General features: G+C 41.8%; 18 protein-coding genes. 1 reads left to right on the top strand and 17 read right to left on the bottom strand.

Annotation, left to right across the window (positions count from 1 at the left end; genetic code table 11):
- Nucleotides 1-39 precede the first annotated feature (39 nt).
- The 7 genes from LI149_RS00615 to LI149_RS00585 all read right to left on the bottom strand — a co-directional run bounded on the left by LI149_RS00615 (nt 40) and on the right by LI149_RS00585 (nt 6,776).
- Nucleotides 40-1,320: an O-acetylhomoserine aminocarboxypropyltransferase/cysteine synthase family protein gene (locus tag LI149_RS00615; protein WP_005332630.1), complete on the bottom strand. Its 1,281-nt coding sequence runs from the start codon at nt 1,318-1,320 to the stop codon at nt 40-42.
- A 22-nt stretch (nt 1,321-1,342) separates the two neighbouring features.
- Nucleotides 1,343-2,074: a YebC/PmpR family DNA-binding transcriptional regulator gene (locus LI149_RS00610; RefSeq protein ID WP_005332628.1), complete on the bottom strand. Its 732-nt coding sequence runs from the start codon at nt 2,072-2,074 to the stop codon at nt 1,343-1,345.
- A gap of 44 nt (nt 2,075-2,118) precedes the next feature.
- Nucleotides 2,119-2,874 carry a hemolysin family protein gene (locus tag LI149_RS00605; protein WP_227098407.1) on the bottom strand — a complete coding sequence of 252 codons (756 nt, stop codon included), beginning with the start codon at nt 2,872-2,874 and terminating at the stop codon, nt 2,119-2,121.
- Nucleotides 2,875-2,882: 8 nt separating this feature from the next.
- The gene (locus LI149_RS00600) at nt 2,883-3,230 is read right to left on the bottom strand and encodes a type II toxin-antitoxin system PemK/MazF family toxin (protein WP_005336494.1); all 348 of its coding nucleotides are present in this window, start codon (nt 3,228-3,230) and stop codon (nt 2,883-2,885) included.
- 136 nt (nt 3,231-3,366) lie between these two features.
- A complete protein-coding gene (gene alr, locus LI149_RS00595; protein WP_117656923.1) occupies nt 3,367-4,536 on the bottom strand; it encodes an alanine racemase in 1,170 nt (389 codons plus the stop codon).
- 3 nt (nt 4,537-4,539) lie between these two features.
- Entirely contained in the window at nt 4,540-6,054 is a 1,515-nt protein-coding gene (locus LI149_RS00590) for an NAD(P)H-hydrate dehydratase (protein WP_173785755.1), read from the bottom strand.
- Nucleotides 6,055-6,134: 80 nt separating this feature from the next.
- Nucleotides 6,135-6,776 carry a redox-sensing transcriptional repressor Rex gene (locus tag LI149_RS00585; RefSeq protein ID WP_117656921.1) on the bottom strand — a complete coding sequence of 214 codons (642 nt, stop codon included), beginning with the start codon at nt 6,774-6,776 and terminating at the stop codon, nt 6,135-6,137.
- 202 nt (nt 6,777-6,978) lie between these two features.
- Here LI149_RS00585 and LI149_RS00580 point away from each other — a divergent pair, with 202 nt between their 5' ends.
- Complete coding sequence (locus tag LI149_RS00580) at nt 6,979-8,904, top strand: ABC-F family ATP-binding cassette domain-containing protein (RefSeq protein WP_173785754.1); 1,926 nt, start codon at nt 6,979-6,981, stop codon at nt 8,902-8,904.
- 14 nt (nt 8,905-8,918) lie between these two features.
- On the opposite strand, the gene LI149_RS00575 is transcribed toward LI149_RS00580, so the two are convergent.
- The 10 genes from LI149_RS00575 to LI149_RS00530 form a co-directional block, all read right to left on the bottom strand.
- The gene (locus LI149_RS00575; RefSeq protein WP_227078242.1) at nt 8,919-9,422 is read right to left on the bottom strand and encodes an NUDIX domain-containing protein; all 504 of its coding nucleotides are present in this window, start codon (nt 9,420-9,422) and stop codon (nt 8,919-8,921) included.
- Between the two features lie 15 nt (nt 9,423-9,437).
- Entirely contained in the window at nt 9,438-10,637 is a 1,200-nt protein-coding gene (locus LI149_RS00570) for an NADP-dependent isocitrate dehydrogenase (protein WP_117494265.1), read from the bottom strand.
- A gap of 59 nt (nt 10,638-10,696) precedes the next feature.
- Entirely contained in the window at nt 10,697-11,353 is a 657-nt protein-coding gene (locus LI149_RS00565; RefSeq protein WP_005336501.1) for a GntR family transcriptional regulator, read from the bottom strand.
- Nucleotides 11,354-11,573: 220 nt separating this feature from the next.
- Complete coding sequence (ilvA, locus tag LI149_RS00560) at nt 11,574-12,788, bottom strand: threonine ammonia-lyase (RefSeq protein ID WP_005332608.1); 1,215 nt, start codon at nt 12,786-12,788, stop codon at nt 11,574-11,576.
- Entirely contained in the window at nt 12,782-13,729 is a 948-nt protein-coding gene (ftsY, locus tag LI149_RS00555; protein ID WP_227078241.1) for a signal recognition particle-docking protein FtsY, read from the bottom strand. Before ftsY ends, ilvA begins: the two co-directional genes overlap by 7 nt.
- 68 nt (nt 13,730-13,797) lie before the next feature.
- The gene (smc, locus tag LI149_RS00550; protein ID WP_227086577.1) at nt 13,798-17,358 is read right to left on the bottom strand and encodes a chromosome segregation protein SMC; all 3,561 of its coding nucleotides are present in this window, start codon (nt 17,356-17,358) and stop codon (nt 13,798-13,800) included.
- Nucleotides 17,359-17,365: 7 nt separating this feature from the next.
- On the bottom strand, nt 17,366-18,061 hold the full coding sequence (gene rnc / locus LI149_RS00545; RefSeq protein ID WP_040015439.1) for a ribonuclease III: 696 nt from the start codon (nt 18,059-18,061) through the stop codon (nt 17,366-17,368).
- 65 nt (nt 18,062-18,126) lie between these two features.
- Nucleotides 18,127-18,363, bottom strand: a complete 237-nt coding sequence (acpP, locus tag LI149_RS00540) for an acyl carrier protein (protein WP_005336507.1) — start codon at nt 18,361-18,363, stop codon at nt 18,127-18,129.
- Between the two features lie 34 nt (nt 18,364-18,397).
- Nucleotides 18,398-19,420, bottom strand: a complete 1,023-nt coding sequence (gene plsX, locus LI149_RS00535; RefSeq protein WP_040015438.1) for a phosphate acyltransferase PlsX — start codon at nt 19,418-19,420, stop codon at nt 18,398-18,400.
- A gap of 66 nt (nt 19,421-19,486) precedes the next feature.
- Nucleotides 19,487-20,440: an AEC family transporter gene (locus tag LI149_RS00530; protein ID WP_168933082.1), complete on the bottom strand. Its 954-nt coding sequence runs from the start codon at nt 20,438-20,440 to the stop codon at nt 19,487-19,489.
- Nucleotides 20,441-20,767 lie beyond the last annotated feature (327 nt).

Here is a 20,767-nt window from a genome sequence, read left to right as displayed (position 1 = left end):
TCCATACTTTTTTCTTAGTATGGAGGTATTTGAATACTTTTATACCTGTTCAAGTGCCTGACTTAAATCAGCAATAATATCATCAATATTTTCAATTCCAACACTGAAACGGATCAGATCCGGCTGTACTCCAGCTTCTTTTAACTCCTGATCATTCATCTGACGGTGTGTGTGACTTGCCGGATGGAGAACACAGCTTCTTGCATCGGCTACATGAGTCACGATTGCAATCATCTTCAGGCTGTCCATCATGCGGACTGCTTCCTCTCTTCCACCCTTCAGACCAAAAGTAATCACTCCACAAGTTCCGTTTGGCATATATTTCTTAGCAAGTGCATAATGTTTATCACCTTCTAGCATCGGACAACTTACCCACGCTACTTTTTCATGTGCCTGCAGATATTTTGCAGCTGCCAGAGCATTTTCACAATGACGCTCCACACGTAATGGAAGCGTTTCAAGTCCAAGATTCAGAATAAATGAATTCTGAGGTGATGGAATGGAACCTAAATCTCTCATTAACTGAGAAGTCGCCTTTGTAATATACGCAGCTTTTCCAAATTTCTCTGTGTATACGATTCCGTGATATGTCTCATCCGGAGTTGTAAGTCCCGGAAATTTATCTGCATGGGCAGCCCAGTCAAAGTTACCACTGTCAACGATAGCTCCTCCGACACATGTGGCATGTCCATCCATGTATTTTGTAGTAGAATGTGTTACGATATCTGCACCCCACTCGAACGGACGGCAGTTGACCGGTGTTGCAAATGTATTATCCACAATAAACGGTACGCCATGTGCATGAGCAGCCGCTGCAAATTTCTCGAGATCTAATACTACAAGAGCCGGATTGGCAATGGTTTCACCAAATACAGCTTTTGTATTCTCTTTGAATGCGGCATTTAACTCTTCTGTCGTACATTCCGGATCAACAAATGTTGCATCAATGCCCATCTTTTTGATTGTATGGGCATACAAGTTATAGGTACCGCCATATACTGCAGAAGCACATACAATATGATCTCCTTCTTCACAGATATTCATAATGGCATAGAAGTTCGCTGCCTGACCAGAAGATGTCAGCATTGCTGCAACTCCGCCTTCCAAATCGCAGATTTTTGCTGCCACTGCATCATTGGTTGGATTCTGCAGTCTTGTATAAAAATATCCGGATTCCTCCAATGCGAACAGACGACCCATCTGATCGCTGCTATTGTATTTAAATGTTGTACTCTGATAAATCGGAAGTACACGCGGCTCTCCATTGCCCGGCTCATAACCGGACTGGATACATTTTGTTTCAATCTTGTAATTACTCATAAGTTTATCCCCTTTTTATGTTTTACTCGTCCCAGTTATGATAAACATCCTGAACGTCATCATCATCATCAAGCATATCCAGAGTCTTCTGAATATTTGCGATGTCTTTCTCATCTGTCAGTTCGACATATGTCTGAGGGATCATTGTAACCTCTGCACCTGCCATTGGAATTCCAGCTTCTTCAAGAGCCTGACGTACAGCACTGAAATCTTCCGGTGTTGTAAAGATCTCGAAGCTGTCTTCTTCCTCTGAGAAGTCCTCTGCTCCGGCATCAAGTGCGGTCATCATGAGTTCATCAGAATCCCCGTCGAACTCTTCCTTATCTACAATGATCTGACCTTTTTTATCAAACATAAAGGATACACATCCAGGTGTTCCTACATTTCCCTTACCTTTTGTAAATGCATTCTTTACATTCGTAGCTGTACGGTTTCTGTTATCTGTCAGAGCCTCTACGATGATAGCAGTTCCGTTCGGACCATATCCTTCATATGTAATGTGCTCGTAGTTTGCTGCATTGGCATCCCCTTCAGCTTTTTTGATATTTCTGTCGATGGTATCATTCGGCATATTGTTAGCTTTTGCTTTTGCAATAACATCACGCAGACGGCTGTTGTTAGCCGGATCAGCGCTTCCACCTTCTTTTACGGCAACTGCAAGTTCTTTTCCGATTTTCGTAAAGATCTTACCCTTTGCTGCATCATTTTTCTCTTTCTTATGTTTAATATTGGCAAATTTTGAATGTCCTGACATTTCTATTCCTCTTTTCTATCTGTTTTCACACGTTCTTTATTCTATCACGCCATCAGAAGTTTTTCAATCTTTACTCTTTGAATTGTGTTATCATTTACTTCCAGAACGGTAAATCGGTAGTTCTTATATACTACAATGCACTCTTCGCCTTCATTCGGGATACGTTCCAGCTTGTCAATCATAAAGCCATTGAGTGTTCCATACTCTTCCGTGTCAAATGTAACATGCAAAAGGTCTCCCAGTTTTTCCAGCTCCAGCATACCGCTCGCGATATAGGAACTGGCAGAAAGTACAATGATCAATTCTTCTTCCACGTCATGCTCGTCCATAATATTTCCGACAATTTCTTCCAGTATATCTTCCAGTGTCACAAGACCGGAAGTCTGCCCATATTCATCCATAACAATTACGATGTGGTTTTTCTTTGCCTGCATCTCCTTAAAAAGGCGATCAATATTCTTAGACTCCGGTATAAAATCTACAGGTCTTATGTAAGAATGTAATTCTTTGACCGGAACATTTCTGTAATTGTTTTTCAAATAGCATGTCATGGCCTCACGCAAATGCATAAAACCGATGATCTCATCAATACTTCCTCTGTAAATCGGAAATCTTGAATAATTCGTCTCCAGCATAAAATGCAGTGCATCTTCCAGAGATTCCTCCTCATCTATCGCCACAATATTCTTCCTGTGAGTCATGATATCCCGGGCGTTCTTATCCATGTATCGGAACACATTACGGATCAGCTTATCCGCGGTCCCCTGTCTGGCCTCGTCCATAATTCTACTTTCTTTCACTCCTTTGATTATGTATGAAGCTCAAAACTGACTTTGATTGCTTCATCTACTTTGTACATCATTTCTTTATCCAGGTGACAAACCATGTCCTTTAAGCGCTGTTTGTCTATGGTTCGGATCTGTTCTAATAATACCACAGAATTCTTTACAATCTGATATTTTCTTGCATCTATCTCTACATGAGTCGGCAGCTTCGCCTTATTCATACGGGAAGTAATCGCCGCACATATGACAGTCGGGCTGTGACGGTTTCCTACGTCATTCTGAATAATCAGCACCGGACGAATCCCTCCCTGTTCTGAGCCGACCACCGGACTCAAATCTGCATAATAGATATCACCACGTCTTACCTGCACAATGTCCACACTCCGATTTTACTATGATACTACAAGTATTTCCAGCTTTTTCGGAAGTATTCTTATATTTTCATGCAAGAATAAAGCAAAATCCATTCACAGGCATCCCAGTCTGGGCTTTTACCCTTTCTTACTATTACACATCAAAATAATCGACCTGTTCTATGACCTGCCCATTCTGAATGTATTCTCTTGGAATTCTCTTTCCGAGATCACAGACAAATTCATAGTTAAATCTTCCAGACAGATCACTTAAAGTCTCCACCGGAAGAAATTCTTCACCATCTTTACCGACCAGTGTTACTTTATCACCAAATTTTACATCTGGAATATCTGTCACATCGACCATAAACTGGTCCATACAAACTCTTCCGCGGATTGGTGCTTTTTTGCCATGGATCAGTACATAACCTTTGTTAGAAAGACTTCTGGGATATCCATCTCCGTAGCCGACCGGAATGGTCGCAAGAGAAGTCTCTTTTTCTGTCACATAGGTTCCGCCATAGCTGACCGGAGTTCCTTCCGGAACTGTCTTTACATAAGAGACATGACTGATCAGTTCCATGGCCGGTCTTAACGGAACATTCTTTTTTTCTACCTCCTCGGAAGGATACAATCCATAAATGGATATTCCGGCACGTACCAGATCCATATTCGCTTTCTTAATATCAATGATACCGGCACTATTTGAGCAGTGGTAAATCGGAAATGAGACACCTCGCTTTTTAAGTTCATCACGCATATAGTTGTATTTTCCAATCTGAACATCTGTATATGCCTTGTCTGTTTCATCTGCTTTTGCAAAATGTGTGAACATTCCTTCTAATTTAAGTCCCGGCATTTTTGAAATTTCTTCAATTGCATCTACACTGTCTTCATGAATCTGGAAACCAAGTCTTGACATTCCGGTATCCAGCTTAATATGAATATATGCATCTTTTCCCATTTTGACCGCAAGATTCGAAACTCCTTTCGCCATTTCTACTGTGTAAGTGGTCATCCGGACTTCATTTTCAATCATTGCTTCCCACTGATCCGGGAAAATGCATCCAAGCACAAGAATTGGTTTTTTTATTTCATTTTTTCTCAAGACGACAGCTTCGTCCAGTGTTGCAACCGCGTAGCCCCAGATATAGTCTACCGGTTCCAGTAACCGGGCAATCTGGACTGCACCATGTCCGTATCCATCTGTTTTGATAACTGCGATCATCTGTACTCCATCTTTGATATTTGCTTTCATCATCTGGAAATTATAAAAAATTGCATCCAGATCCACTCGTTCACATACTCTGCTGTATTGTTTCATAATCTAGTTTTCCTCCTGTATCGTCATGGCTGTTCCTGCCTTTTGTGCAAGTTCCCTTGCGAGAAGACTGTATGCGCCTTGTTCCTTCTCTATAATCTCACCAGCTCTTCCGTGAATATAAACACCGAGAAGCGCTGCTTCCCATTCAGAAAGTCCCTGTGCGAGATACGATGCGATAATGCCTGCCAGCACATCCCCGGATCCGGCTTTTGCCATAGCCGCACAGCCGGATAGATTTACCGCTACCCGCTCTCTCGGCTTTGCAATGGTTGTTCTGGAATCCTTCAGTACACAGGTAACGTCATATTCTTTAACAAATGTACGAAGTGCTACAATACGATCTTTTTTTACTTCAGCAATCTTCAAACCGCTGATCCGTTCAAATTCTTTCATGTGCGGTGTAAAGATAAAATGTTCACAATCTGCACCACACAGATAATCCATATGTTCAGACAAAATATTAAGTCCGTCTGCATCTATGACACACGGTTTCTTTGTATATGCAATGGTTTCTTTTAAAATCTTCCTTGCAGTCTTCTTTGTTCCAAGTCCGGAACCTATAGCTACGACATCTGCCCAGTCGATCAAGCGATGTAGTTCATTGACATCATATTTTTCATAAGTTGTAATGATCGCTTCCGGGATCTGGCTCTGTAAGATCACGAGATTCTCTTTAGCAGTATAGATCTGCACCAGCCCGGTACCTGTCCTGTAAGCTGCAAGTGCGCCAAGATATGCAGCACCTGACATACCTTTGCTTCCGGTGATCATAAGAAGCTTTCCGTAAGTTCCTTTATTGGAGTCCGCATTTCGTTTCGGAAGAAGTGCTGCATAATCACTGCCCTCCAGTGTACAAACTGTTTCCTCATCTCTTTCCAGTGGAAGTGATACAATTCCGATATCCTCGGATACACAGATTCCTGCATAACTTCTTCCCGGATCAAGTACAAGACCAACTTTCGTCTCCTGAATTGTCACAGTATAGTCTGCACGCACTGCAGTTCCTAATACATTTCCTGTAGTTGCGCAAATTCCGGAAGGAATATCCACGGACATACGGACTGCATCAGACTGATTCACACACTCTATAATCTGTGCATATCTGCCTCCAACCTCCCGGCAAAGTCCAACTCCAAAAATTGCATCGATAATTAAAGTATACGGTTCACTTTCAAATGCTTCTTGCTCAAACCGCTCCTTAAACTGTGCTCCTGTATTTTTCAACTGTTCTATCTGATGGGCAGTCTCTGGTGTGCAGTGATCTCTGTTTCCGACCAGAACTGCTGTTACGTCACACCCTTCCCATGCAAACATTCTGGCAATCGCAAAGCCGTCCCCGCCATTATTTCCAGAACCACAGAGGACACATATTTTATTTAAATTAATTTTCCAGTCTTTAATGTGATCTACACATGCTCTGGCAGCCCGTTCCATAAGTTCCAGGGACGGGATTTTAAGTTCATTTATCGTAAATGAATCTGCCGTTTTCATCTGTTTAGCATCTGGCAAATATCTCATAGTTTTGATTCCTCCTGATAGAAAGAAACGTGCAAAGCCAGGATGCAATCTGAACAAACCTGTCTTTACACGTTATCTCCTTAATTATGTTCTTCCTTGTAGCGGCATATATTATATGACAGCCTCATCAGACTCTCGGATAAATGTACATTCTCAACAATCACACTTTCCGGAAGATTCAGATCTGTATGTGCAAAATTCCATATTCCGTGAACATTGTGATCTGCCAGAAATTTTGCGACTTTGATTGACTCATCCTTTGGAATCGTCAATGCTGCAATATCGATACTGTTCTCATCTACAAATTTCGGAAGCTCGTCCATCATCTGAATTGGAACACCACGAACTTCTTGCCCGTCAAGCTCCGGATTGATATCAAACAATCCTTTTAAGATAAATCCCCGCTTTTCAAATGATGCATAGTTCGCAAGTGCACGCCCCAAATTACCAGCACCAATAATAATAATATTATGATCCTGTTCCAATCCAAGAATTTTTCCGATTTCTGAGTACAGATATTTTACATTATAGCCATACCCCTGTTGCCCGAATCCGCCAAAATTATTAAGATCCTGACGAATCTGGGAAGCTGTTACTTTCATTCTTTTACTAAGCTCATTGGAAGAGATTCGTTCTACTCCCTGCTCGATCAGCTCCCCAAGGTATCTATAATATCTGGGTAATCTACGGATAACTGCCTGTGAAATTCCCCTGTTTTGCATGATCCGCACCTCCTTCCTTCAAAAATTTCTACTCATTATTATAGGCAATCGTTAGTATAATGTCAAACTTTTTAGTTGTTTTTTGTAGTATTTTCGTTATAATAGTATAAGATGATGCCAAAATTATGCGGTCGCAGCGCCGGACGCAGCCCTGCGGCATCTTTATTTCTCAAAATCACAGGATTTTATCAAGGAGGATAGGATGATACTTGCATGTCACAATATCAAAAAAGCCTTTGGAGAGGAAGTAATTGTCTCCGGCGGCTCCTTTCATATAGAAGACCACGAAAAAGCAGCTCTCGTAGGACCGAACGGTGCTGGAAAGACAACACTTCTTAAGATGATCGTTGGTGAGATTCAGGCGGACGGCGGCAATGTTGTTCTGACACGCGGCAAGACGATGGGATATCTGGCACAGCATCAGGATATGAATAATGACCATACGATCTATCAAGAGGTACGCACTGCAAAAGCCGATATTCTCGACATGGAGCGGCAGATTCGTGAGATTGAACAGGAAATGAAGCATTTAAGCGGAGAACGTCTGGAAGAACGTATGAATACATACCAGCGGCTCACAGCAGCATTCGAACGTGAAAATGGATACGCCTGCGAAAGTGAAATCACTGGTGTTTTAAAAGGACTGGGATTTACAGAAGAAGAATTCGCAAAACCGGTTGCAACTTTATCCGGAGGTCAGAAAACCCGTGTTTCTCTCGGAAAACTGCTCCTCACAAAGCCAGATATTCTGCTTTTGGACGAGCCAACCAACCATTTGGATTTAAATTCCATCTCATGGCTGGAAACTTATCTTCTGAATTATCCCGGTGCAGTACTGATTGTCTCTCATGACCGGTATTTCCTGAACCGGGTTGTAACAAAAGTCGTCGAGATTGAACTTGGCAAGCTTACCACTTTCATGGGCAATTATACAGATTACGCCCAAAAAAAAGAAATGCTCCGTGAAGCCAGAATGAAAGAGTATCTGAACCAGCAGCAGGAAATTAAGCATCAGGAAGCGGTCATTGAAAAGCTCCGCTCCTTCAACCGCGAAAAATCCATCAAGCGTGCAGAAAGCCGTGAAAAGATGCTGGATAAGATGACCCCGGTTGAAAAACCGATGGAACTACATACAGATATGCATTTAACACTGGAACCTTCCTGTGTCAGCGGTAATGATGTCTTAAGTGTCGAGCATTTAAGCAAAGCATTTCCACCACAGATTTTATTTGAAGATGTCAGCTTCGAAATCAAGCGTGGGGAACATGTCGCGATCATCGGAGATAATGGAACCGGAAAAACAACAATCCTTAAGATTTTAAATCAGGTACTCAAAGCTGATTCTGGAAGTTTCCGTCTCGGTTCTAATGTAAAGATTGGTTACTACGATCAGGAACACCACGTTCTACACATGGAAAAAACTATTTTCCAGGAGATTTCCGACGACTATCCTAATCTTAATAACACGCAGATCCGTAAAGTGCTGGCAGCATTTTTATTTACCGGAGATGATGTATTTAAACTTATTAGTGACTTAAGCGGTGGCGAACGTGGACGCGTGTCCCTTGCAAAGCTGATGCTTTCTGAAGCGAACTTCCTGATTCTCGATGAGCCGACCAACCATCTGGATATTACATCAAAAGAGATTCTGGAACATGCACTGAATAATTACACAGGAACGGTTCTTTATGTTTCACACGACCGTTACTTTATCAATCAGACTGCAACACGTATCATGGATCTTGTTAATCATACGTTTGTAAATTATATTGGAAATTATGATTATTATCTTGAGAAAAAAGAAGAACTGACAGCCGCATATTCCAATACGTCTCGCTTAGAAAATAATTCCTCTTCTGCAGCTGCTGACTTGGCCTCTGATTCAAAGTTAAGCTGGCAGGAACAAAAAGAAGCTCAGGCAAAAGAACGGAAACGCGCTAATGAATTCAAAAAGACAGAAGAACGGATCGGTGTTCTGGAAGATAGAAGTGCTGAAATTGATATTCTAATGTCGCAGGAGGAAGTTTATACGAATTCAGTAAAATGTCAGGAACTTGCAAAAGAACGTGCAGAAATTGACGCTGAACTTGAAACTTTATATGAAAAATGGGAAGAGCTGGCCGAATAAGCCAGCTCATTTTTTTACTCTTCAAAAACACGTTTGATACTATCATAATGCAGGAAGATTCCTTCGTCAGCCAGAGCCTTAATCTCATCAGCTGTTGCAATCTTATATCCTGCAGTCTCTTCTGTCTGAAGATGCAGGTCTTCTTCTTTAAAATCCTTCTCAAAACGATAGACATCTACAAAATAATTGTCGCCTTCTCCAGGATTTTCTCTGTGATAGGTAAACATATAACCGCCCACACAGCCATTTACATCCAATCCTGTTTCTTCCAGTACCTCACGACGTACCGCTTCCTCGGAGCTTTCACCTGCCTGTGCAGCGCCTCCGGAAACTTCCCACCAGCCTGGTGCCCATGCCTTTGTCAGAACGCGGCGGGTAATCAGATATTTTCCATCTGGACGGCGGATCACACCTAACACTGTCAAGTGATACTCATCATCTTTCAGGCACCAGTCATTGCGCTTCATTTTTCGCCCGGTCAGCTGTTTGTTTTTATCATAAATATCCCAGTATTCCATGCATTTCAACTCTTTCTATACTAACTTTTCAGCAATCGCTTTAATAAAGTCTTCACTGTTTAACACTGTTGGATTCGGAAGTGTTGTGATAAGAGCCAGATCTTTTGTCATCTTTCCTTCCTCAATTGTATCAATCGTTGCCTTCTCTAATTTATCTGCAAAATCCATCAGCTCCTGATTTTGATCCAGTTCACCACGTTTACGAAGAGCTCCGCTCCATGCAAAGATTGTTGCAACAGAGTTAGTAGAAGTTTCTTCGCCTTTCAAATGCTTGTAATAATGACGCTGTACTGTACCGTGAGCAGCTTCATACTCGTAATATCCTTCCGGTGATACAAGCACGGATGTCATCATGGCAAGAGAACCAAATGCAGAAGAAATCATATCGCTCATAACATCTCCATCATAGTTCTTGCATGCCCAGATGTAGCCTCCTTCAGATTTCATAACACGCGCTACAGCATCATCGATCAATGTGTAGAAATATTCGATACCGGCTTCATCGAATTTCTCTTTATATTCTGCATCAAAGATTTCCTGGAAAATGTCTTTAAATGTGTGGTCATATTTCTTAGAAATTGTATCTTTTGTTGCGAACCAGAGATCCTGCTTTGTGTCTAATGCGTAATTGAAGCAGCTTCTGGCAAAGCTCTCGATAGAACCACAGAGGTTATGGATTCCCTGAGCAACCCCTGGTCCGTCATATTTGTGGACAAGTTCTTTGATCTGTGTTCCATCATCTCCTGTATACACAAGCTCTACCTTTCCAGGTCCAGGAACCTTGATTTCTGTATTTTTATATACATCACCATAAGCATGTCTTGCAATGGTAATTGGCTTTTTCCAATTTTTAACGCATGGCTCAATTCCTTTTACAACGATCGGTGCACGGAATACAGTTCCATCTAAAATTGCACGGATGGTACCATTCGGACTTTTCCACATTTCCTTCAGATTATACTCTGGCATACGCGCAGCATTCGGTGTAATTGTTGCACATTTTACTGCTACTTTGTACTTCTTTGTTGCTTCTGCGGAATCAAATGTAACCTGATCATTCGTCTCATTACGATGTTCAAGTCCAAGATCATAATAATCTGTATTTAGCTCAATAAATGGATTCAGAAGATGTTCTTTGATCATCTTCCAAAGAATTCTTGTCATCTCATCTCCGTCCATCTCTACAATTGGTGTTGTCATTTTAATTTTCGCCATGTCTTTGTCCTCCTGCCACTATATAAACTTTACTTATATGATTCTTACAATTTGAAACATTAATCTTCAATTTCGATATGAAGATTTTCCATTACATGCATGATGTGCAGATTTGCAAGTCTTTCCGCTTCATCAGCATCCCCTTTTTTGATTGCTTCCAAAATTGCCTTGTGCTCCTCGATGGACTTCTCAGCCCGGTTTTTTGCACCTACAGACAACATACGTGCCATCTTTACATATTTGTGAAAGTCCGATAACGTATGTTCCATAATCCGGCTGTTGGATGCTTCATATAAAACATGATGGAATTTACCGTCAAGATCTGACACCTGAACAACTTTGTCCTTATCCTTTTTCAAATGAAACTCAGATAAAAGAACAATTTCTTCCAGCTGCTCAATCTGTTCCGGAGTGATATGCTCTGTCGCCCATCTGGCGCACATACCTTCCAACATAGAACGAATCATGTAAATATCCTGAACATCTTTCGGCGTAATGCCTGTTACATAGGCTCCTTTGTTAGGAATAATCTTTACAAGTCCTTCCAGTTCCAGTTGCCTAAGTGCCTCACGAACCGGAGTCCTGCTAACTCCCATCTCCTCACCGATTGTAATCTCCCTGAGTTCATCACAATCCTTATAGACACCGGATAAAATATCCTCCCTCAATTTTTCAAATACCCTTCCTCTAAGAGAACGGTCCTGATACTCTTCCATAATTTTAACCTTCTTCGTGACCTCCCGGAATCTTTTTGACACTAAAAAGTCACCTTTCTTTTTATATAATGCACTTCGTGTATAATTGTATACAATCCACTCTTATATGTCAAGAGACAAAACAAAAATCTTTCAGAAATCCCATAGTAAAAAGAGAAAACCCGAAACTTTTTTGAATCTTGCTCTTTCTGGTTTTCTCTTCTATGATATTTTGAAGTATTTAATATAATTTTGCACCGATCTCTCTTGGCCGGAATCCTTTTTCTTCCAGAGCTTTCATAATCTGGTTCTTATGCTCTGTACCGTAAGCTTCCATTGTAATACGAAGCTCCACAGCAGCATTACGGTTGGTGCTAACGAACTGATTATGCTCCAGTTTAATAACATTTCCCTGGGCATCAGCAATCGTCTGAGCAACAAGCGCAAGCTGTCCCGGTTTATCCGGAAGTAATACAGATGCCGAAAAGATACGGTCTCTCTGAATCAGTCCATGCTGTACAATGGAAGACATTGTGATAACATCCATGTTGCCTCCACTTAAAATTGCAACCGCCTTCTTTCCTTTCAAATCTAACTGCTTGAGTGCTGCAACTGTCAGCAGTCCGGAATTCTCAACAATCATTTTATGATTTTCGACCATATCGAGGAAAGCTCCGACAAGCTCATCATCTTCTACAGTCAGCATCTGGTCGATGTTCTTCTTTGCATACTCGAAAATGCGGTCTCCGACACGTTTTACTGCAGTACCGTCTGCTATGGTATTTGCACTGTCCAATGTAACCGGCTCGCCAGAAGCAAGTGCCATTGTCATACTTGGCGCAGCAGCAGGCTCAACACCAATCACTTTAATCTTTGGATTCAACATTTTTGCAAGTGTAGATACACCTGTAATCAATCCGCCGCCGCCAACTGGCGCAAGAATATAATCGACGGTTGGAAGCTCCTGCACAATTTCCATTGCAATACTTCCCTGACCTGCTACGATGTCCAGGTCATCAAACGGATGTACAAATGTACTTCCGCGCTCCTGAGCCAGTTTTTCGGCATACGCACAGGAATCATCATAGACATCTCCGTAAAGGATCACCTCTGCGCCGTAGCTTTTTGTACGATTTACTTTGATCAATGGTGTTACTGTCGGCATAACGATTGTAGCCTTGCATCCGAATTTCTGTGCTGCGTATGCAACACCCTGTGCATGGTTTCCGGCTGATGCAGCCACCAGTCCTTTTGCTCTTGCCTCTTCAGACATTGTGCTGATCTTATAATATGCGCCACGCACTTTATAAGCTCCTGTATACTGCATATTTTCCGGCTTCAGATAAACCTTACCGCCCGTCTGCTGGCTTAAGTTTTCACTGTATACCAGTTTCGTCGGAAGAGTTACGTTTTTTACAATTTCGCTTGCCTCTTCAAATTTTTCTAATGTTAACATACTTCATTCTCTCCTTTTACATCAAACAATGCATTTACAAATGTATCAGAATTAAATTTCTGCAAATCATCAATCGTCTCGCCGACACCGATATATTTTACCGGAATACCAAGTTCCGCCTGGATTGCAACTGCAATACCACCTTTTGCAGTTCCATCCATTTTTGTCAGGATAACACCGGTAATATCAGCAACTTCATTAAATTCCTTTGCCTGAGCAAGTGCATTCTGACCTGTTGTGGCATCTAGCACTACCAGTGTCTCACGATATGCGTCCGGAAATTCACGGTCAATGATTTTATTCATTTTACGAAGCTCTTCCATCAGGTTCTTCTTATTGTGAAGCCGTCCGGCAGTATCAATCAAAAGTACATCGGCATGTCTTGCCTTGGCAGCTGCAACTGCGTCATAGACAACGGCTGCAGGATCAGAACCTTCCTGGCCTCCGATCAATTCTGCTTGTGCACGGTTCGCCCACTCTTTCAACTGATCTCCCGCTGCAGCACGAAATGTATCTGCGGCAGCCAGCACAACTTTTTTATTCTGACTGCGGAGTTTTCCAGCTAATTTACCAATCGTAGTTGTCTTTCCGACACCATTCACTCCAATGACCATGACCACCGAAGTTCTCTCTTCAAATTCATAAGCAGCTTCTCCGACGTCCATCTGCTCTTTGATGCTGTCAATCAGGATTTGTCTGCATTCAACAGGTTCTTTGATATGCTGGGTTTTTACCTTTTCTCTTAATTTGTCCAGAATATCATAAGTTGCCTGAACTCCGAGATCGCCCATGATGAGGACTTCCTCCAGTTCTTCATAAAAGTCCTCATCAATATGTGTAAATCCGTTAAAAATACTGTCCATGCCGGACACAATATTATCTCTTGTCTTTGTGAGACCATCGACAAGTCGTCTGAAAAAACCTTTCTTTTCTTCTGCCATACTTTTACTCCTTTCAAGGCCGGCTCCCTGCCAATATATTTCTTTGTTCTATCTTACCTGCGCTTTCTCTAATCGTCCAGTTCATCTTCCAGAAGACTGACGGACACAAGTGTCGAAATTCCTTTTTCCTGCATGGTGATTCCGTACAGACGGTCTGCCGCAGTCATTGTACCTCGTCTGTGCGTAATGACAATGAACTGTGTATTCTTTGTAAGCTTATGCAGATACTGTGCAAAACGGTCAACATTGCTATCGTCCAGTGCTGCCTCAATCTCGTCAAGCAGACAGAACGGGGACGGCTTGAGATTCTGAATTGCAAATAATAATGAGATTGCTGTCAGAGCCTTCTCTCCACCAGATAACTGCATCATATTCTGCAGTTTCTTTCCAGGTGGCTGAGCAATAATACGAATTCCTGCTTCCAGAACATCTTCATCGTCCATCAGTTCCAATGTACCTTTTCCGCCTCCGAACAATTGCTTGAATACGTGGTCGAATTCCTGACAAATGTGTGCGAACTGCTCTGTGAACTGCTTTCGCATCGCTTCGTCCAATTCTGCGATAATTTTTTCCAGTGTTGCTTCTGCTTCCACGAGATCATCATGCTGCGTCTTTAAGAACTCATATCGCTCCGATACATTTTTATAGTCCTCAATGGCATTGACATTAACATTTCCCAAAGCGCGTATTTCTCCTTTTAATTCCTGAATACGCTTTTTCATCTTCGCAACATCCGTTAAATTTTCATTCCTAAGCTCCATCGCACGATTATAAGTGAGTTCATACTCTTCCCACATATAATTGAACTGCTTCTCGGCAGCTTCTTCATAACTGTTCTTCTGGCTCTCCAGACGAAAGATTTCTTTATCCAGATCAGAAATCTGCCTGGAGAGATCTTCACGCTTCTGTAAGAAATCTTTATGGCGCTGGTTCAGATCTTCACGTGTCTTCTTCGCCTTTTCAATCTCATCCTGAATTTCCACAAATAATTCTCCGGAATTCTCAATCGTCTGGCGCAGTTCCTGAATCTGAGATTCTTTTTCCTCGATTTCTTTGCTCGTACCGCCTTTACTTGCTTCCAGCCCCTTCAACTCTTCGCGGAATTTTTGCATCTCTTCCTGAATACGTTCTGCATTTTCCATTACGAACAGAACCTTTTGTTCTGTAGCAGCACAGGATAAATGTGCATTTTCCGAAGCCTGCTGCTGTAATATTTCCTGATGTTTCAGATCATCTAACTTTGTCTGCCCTTCTTCAATCTGTTTATTCAGGTCACGTTCTAACTGTTCAGACGTATCCAGCTCTACATTGATGGACTGCTGATTATCCATGATATCACTGATCTCCTGATCCAGTTGCTGTGTCTCTTTCTGAATTTCCAGCGCAGTCTGATTCGCTGCTTCAATCTTGCTCTTTGCCTGATCGGCATTCATCTTCGCTGTATTTTGGCGGACATATGCTTTCTGTAGTAAATCTTTGATCTGTTCGATTTTATTATAGTAACCGGAACGATTGTTTTTCAGCTCCGCGATCTCCTGCTCTGTCTTTGCTACATCCGCACGGAGTTTTTGGACAGCCTGCTCCAGCTCTTCTATCTCACGGCGTCTACTTAAAAGGGTGCTGGAATTCTTGAATGCTCCACCAGTCATAGAACCGCCTGGATTGATCAGATCACCTTCCAGCGTTACAATTCGAATAGACTGCCTGTATTTTCTTGCAATGGCAAGTCCGTGATCAATATGATCGACAACCAGTGTTCTGCCAAGAAGAGAGCCTGCCAGTTCCAGGTACTTGTCTTCCACCATAACAAGAGTGTCTGCAAGACCGATAACTCCTGCTTCATTCAATGCCTGTGGCTGAGCGATTCCTCCATGGGAACGGATCTGCGTCAGTGGGAGAAATGTTGCACGACCGAATTTATTCTTTTTCAAAAATTCAATCATACGTTTTGCTGTCTGTTCGTTATCTGTAACAATATTCTGGATACTGCCGCCAAGAGCCGTCTCAATGGCTGTCTCATATTTTTTCTCTACTTTAATAATATCTGCAACAACACCTAACAGCCCTTTTTCATGACTGCGGTTATCCATAACACGCTTAATACTGTTACCGTATCCGTCATAGCGTTCAGTCATATTTCTAAGAGACTCCAGGCGTGAATGCTCTCTGTGGTAAGCGCTCTGACTTGCACGGATCTGCTCATTTTTTTCATTTAAAGACTTTTGAAGTTCCTGAATCTGTGATTCATAGTTCTTCTTCTCTTCTGCAAAGGAAATAATCTGATCTGATACTTCTTTTAACTCCGCATAAAATGTCTCATATTGTTCTTTCTGAAGACCGGCTTCACTTTGCGCACCAAAATATCTCTGGTTCAGTCCGGATTTCCGCACCTGGATCTGTTCCATCATAGTATCGAACTTCTGGATCTGAGCTTTTGTGGATGCACGGTTTCCGAGAATTTCCCGAATATCATTCTGGTTCTTTTCAATATCAGAACTAAGACTTGCAATACGGATCTGAAGCTTGTTCAGATTCTCTTTTTCAAGTGTTTCTGCTTTTCGGCCGGAATCTAATTCTGCCTGGAGTCTTGTCTGATCCGAAATCAGAGTACCAAGCTGTTCCTCACGCTCGGAAAGTTCCCGTTCAATGGACTGAGCACGATTCGCGTAATGCTCATCATTCATTCTGGCACTGTGGATCTGCTCCTTCAAAAGAGCAATCTGATTCTCCAACTGTTGTTTTAACATGCTTGTCTCAGTAAGCTTGCGATTATAAGTCTCAATAGACGCGTCCATCGTATCGACTTGTTCTTCAATACTTTCATATTCCTGCTTTGTATCTTCATACAAGCGGTTTGCTTCTTCCATCTGAGCCTTTGTCAGATTATCTTTTGCTTCCACATCCCGGATCTGCTCTTTCAGGCGGTCTGCTTCTAACAGAAACATATTGATATCATAAGTCTTCAGTTCTTCTTTTTTCTTCAGATATTCTCTTGCTTTCTCAGACTGCCGTTCCAATGGGCCGACCTGCTTCTCAAGCTCCGAAAGAATATCATTGACACGGATCAGATTCTGCTGTTCCTCTTCCAGCTTCTTCACAGACATACTCTTACGTCTTTTGAATTTTACAATACCGGCAGCCTCATCAAACAACTCTCGCCGCTCTTCCGGTTTACCACTTAAGATCTTGTCAATCTGTCCCTGTCCGATAATGGAGTATCCTTCTTTACCGATACCTGTATCATAAAATAATTCATTAATATCTTTCAGCCTGCATGCACTGCCATTGATCAGATATTCACTTTCACCAGAACGGTATAACTTTCTTGTTACCGTAACTTCTTCGAAATCAATCGCAAGTTTATGATCTGAATTATCCAATGTGATTGCTACAGACGCATAGCTTAACGGTTTACGGTTCTCTGTACCGGAAAAGATAACATCTTGCATTGTGCCGCCTCGAAGCTGCTTGACACGCTGTTCACCAAGTACCCACCGCACCGCATCGGCTACATTACTCTTACCACTTCCATTTGGTCCGACAATTCCTGTAATACCGTTGTGAAAATCGAATTTTATCTTGTTTGCAAAGGACTTAAACCCCTGCACTTCTATGCTTTTTAAATACATACAACACCTACTTTATATTCTTTTTGCGGAGCATCAGAATGGTCTTGTAGGCAGCTTCCTGTTCTGCGCTCTTTTTTGTACGTCCTTTTCCGATTCCATAGACCTGTTCTCCGATCTGAAGTTCGACCTGGAAAGTTTTATCGTGATCTGGGCCCTCTTCCCCAACCAGATGGTAAGAAAGTTCTTCTTTAAAATGTGCCTGCACAATTTCCTGCAGGATAGTCTTGCTATCATAAAAGAGCTTTTTATTCTCCAGGTCTTTTAAAATGAATCGGTTGATAAACTCTTTTGCATTAGCAAAACCACCATCTACATAGATTGCACCAATCAGTGCCTCCATAGCATCAGAAGTAACAGATTCTCTCTTCCTTCCTCCTGTTGCATCCTCTCCTTTTCCAAGAAGCAGATATTCTCCAAGTTCAATCTCCCGTGCACAAAATGCGAGTGCTGGTTCGCAGACCATGCTGGCGCGGGTCTTTGTTAATTCTCCTTCCGGAGTTGTCGGATGTTCAAAAAATAAAAATTCACTGGACACAAGTTCCAGTACTGCATCACCCAGGAATTCCAGGCGCTCATTACATTCATACTTCGGAAGATGCTCTTCATTCACATAGGAGCTGTGACTCATTGCCTTCTTAAGAAGCGCAAAATCCTGAAATGTATATCCGATTCTATGTTCTAATTCTTTTAAATTTCTCTTCATGCTCATTCTCCTATAGTCAGAAAGAGAGAAAGCCCTTTTTTCCGGACTTTCTCACTTATAATATCTTAGTTGTTTCCAGTTGCATTCTGGATCTGCTCAACAGCATCTCCTACCGTTACGATCTTCTCAGCATCTTCATCACTGATTTCAAGTTCAAACTCATCCTCTATAGCTGTAACAATCTGGAATACATCCAAGGAATCTGCGTCCAGATCATCCTTGAATGTAGAATCCATTGTAATTTTGTCCTCGTCAACATCACAGACCTCTGCAATAATTTTTTTCAGTTTTTCAAACTCCATAATTACGTCTCCTTTTGCTTGTTTGTTCATTCTATTATTCAGCGGCAGCTTCTTCCGCCTGAATACTTGCTTTGATTTTCTCACTGATATTCTGTTGTTTAAATGTGACACACTGAATGATTGTATTCGTCACTTCTTTTGCTTTCGCACTTCCATGGGTCTTAACTACAAGACCGTTCAGTCCCAGAAGCGGAGCTCCACCGTACTCTGTAGCATCGAATGTCTTCAAAGTCGTCTTAAGCGCCGGTTTTACAAGAAGCGCGCCAATCTTGCTTCGAAGAGTGGACATCATACCGCCTTTGATCTTATCGACAAGAACAGCCCCCAGTCCTTCATAAAGCTTTAAGATCACATTTCCCACAAATGCTTCACAGACAATTACATCTGCCTGGCCATGTGGAATCTCTCTCGCCTCCACACTTCCGATAAAATTAATTCCCGGAAGTTCTTTTAACTGTGGAAATGTATCTTTGACCAGTGCATTGCCCTTCTCTTCTTCCGCACCGATATTCACGATACCTACCTTCGGATCCTTTATACCAAGAACATTCTCCATATAGATGGACCCCATCTTGGCAAACTGAAGAAGATGTGCCGGTCTGGCGTCTACATTCGCACCACAGTCAATCAAAAGAGAAACTCCTTTTTCCGTTGGAATAAGCGGAGCTAATGGCGCACGGTCAACACCTTTGATTCTGCCAACAATCACCTGTCCGCCCACAAGAATCGCTCCTGAACTTCCAGCAGATACAAAAGCATCTGCTTTTCCCTCTTTTACAAGCTTCATCCCGACTACGATGGAAGAATCTTTCTTCCTGCGTATAGCATGTACCGGCGGCTCTGCTGTCTCGATCACTTCTGTCGCATTCACAATCTCGATCTGCTCTGGATTGTATGTCTTGCCTTCCAGACCTTTTCTTATGACGTCTTCAATACCGACCAGAATGACTTTTACATTCTTTTCCTTGGAAATGGCATCAATTGCGCCGTCAATCATTGCAGCCGGAGCATTATCTCCACCCATAGCATCCAGTACTACTGTTGTAATTTCTGACATGATATTTCCTCCTGTCTCTACTGGTAATATTCTACTAAACATCACCGGAAAAATCAACACGTATCTTTACAACATGACAATCAATGCAGCTGTGATCAATCCGATACTGATCAGCATCGAAATGGAATTAATTGTACTGGAAAGCTCATAATCTTCTCCCAGAGCATCTGTATAAGCTGGGCAGGCGCTGGCAATCGGGCTTAAAAATGCAAGAACAAGCGCTTGTCTGATCTGCAGCGGGAATGGCAGACAGAAAAAAGCAATCGCAGCAAATGATATGGTCACTGCATAACGCGTGAACAAAATCCGGATCACATGACTGATTCCATCTTTTTTAATATTCAGTTTGAATCCGACCCCAATCATCAGCATCGCCGTAAATGCATTGGCATTGGAGCCAATCTGTGTAACCGACAATACAAGTCTGGGAATCGGAATCCCTAGAATCAGAACAATCAACATCCCAAAATAAACAAGAAACGGAGTGGATCTACTCAATGCCCGCCCCATAGTCTTCAGCGAATTTTTTAACTGTGTTTTGGCAGCTGTCTCTGTTCCCGGCACCCTATGTATGGAGTTTTTGAATACTTCCGCAACTGCCTTTGCCCCACCGTTACAATAAAAAGCATTTCCCATATCAAATAGCGTGATGCCAAGAAGACTAAGCGGCTCTAAAAAGCTCTGTGCAAACGGCAGGCAGAAATTTCCGATATTATATCCTGACAAATTCAAAATATCAAATGGAATATTCTCTTTTTTCCCTGTTATTCTCGATGTAAAAAACGCAATAAACATCATAAGAATTCCAACAAAAAGACTAAGTCCTGTCACTGTTAAAAGCGAAATCTGAAAATCTACTTTTGAAAATGAATAGATAATTGCACAAGGCAACGTGATATTCAGCAAAATTTTTGCAAGTGTACGAAAATCCTGTTCATGAAAAAATCCGACTTTCTTCAGAAAAACTCCAAGTGCAATAATAAGCAGATATGCTGCTGCGCGGTATAAAATGTCGTTCATAATCTGTCCCTCTACTTCTATTTTACTCAGGTTTTACTATACCACAGAATTTCATTTTTTCAATCCTTAACTTCCAATCTTATATAGTTACCGTTCATAGTACCTGTGCTCAGTAACCTTATATCCACCCACAGTAATCCCAATCACGAATCTTGTTGTCATATAAAATGGCACAAAAAAAACAGCTTTAAGCTGCTACGAAGTTAAATCAATAAAATTTATACACATGGACTATACATAACCGTTGAAATTCGTTTGTTTAAATTGGGGTACAGAGTGGGGTACATTTTAGAAAATACCGCTTTATCACGGGGTTAAGGAATGCCT

Origin of the sequence: Dorea sp. 210702-DFI.3.17, assembly GCF_020560825.1 — a bacterium.
Lineage (GTDB): Bacteria > Bacillota > Clostridia > Lachnospirales > Lachnospiraceae > Dorea > Dorea formicigenerans.
The sequence above is the reverse complement of the archived record's forward strand: the minus strand, read 5'-3'. Positions and strand labels throughout refer to the sequence as shown.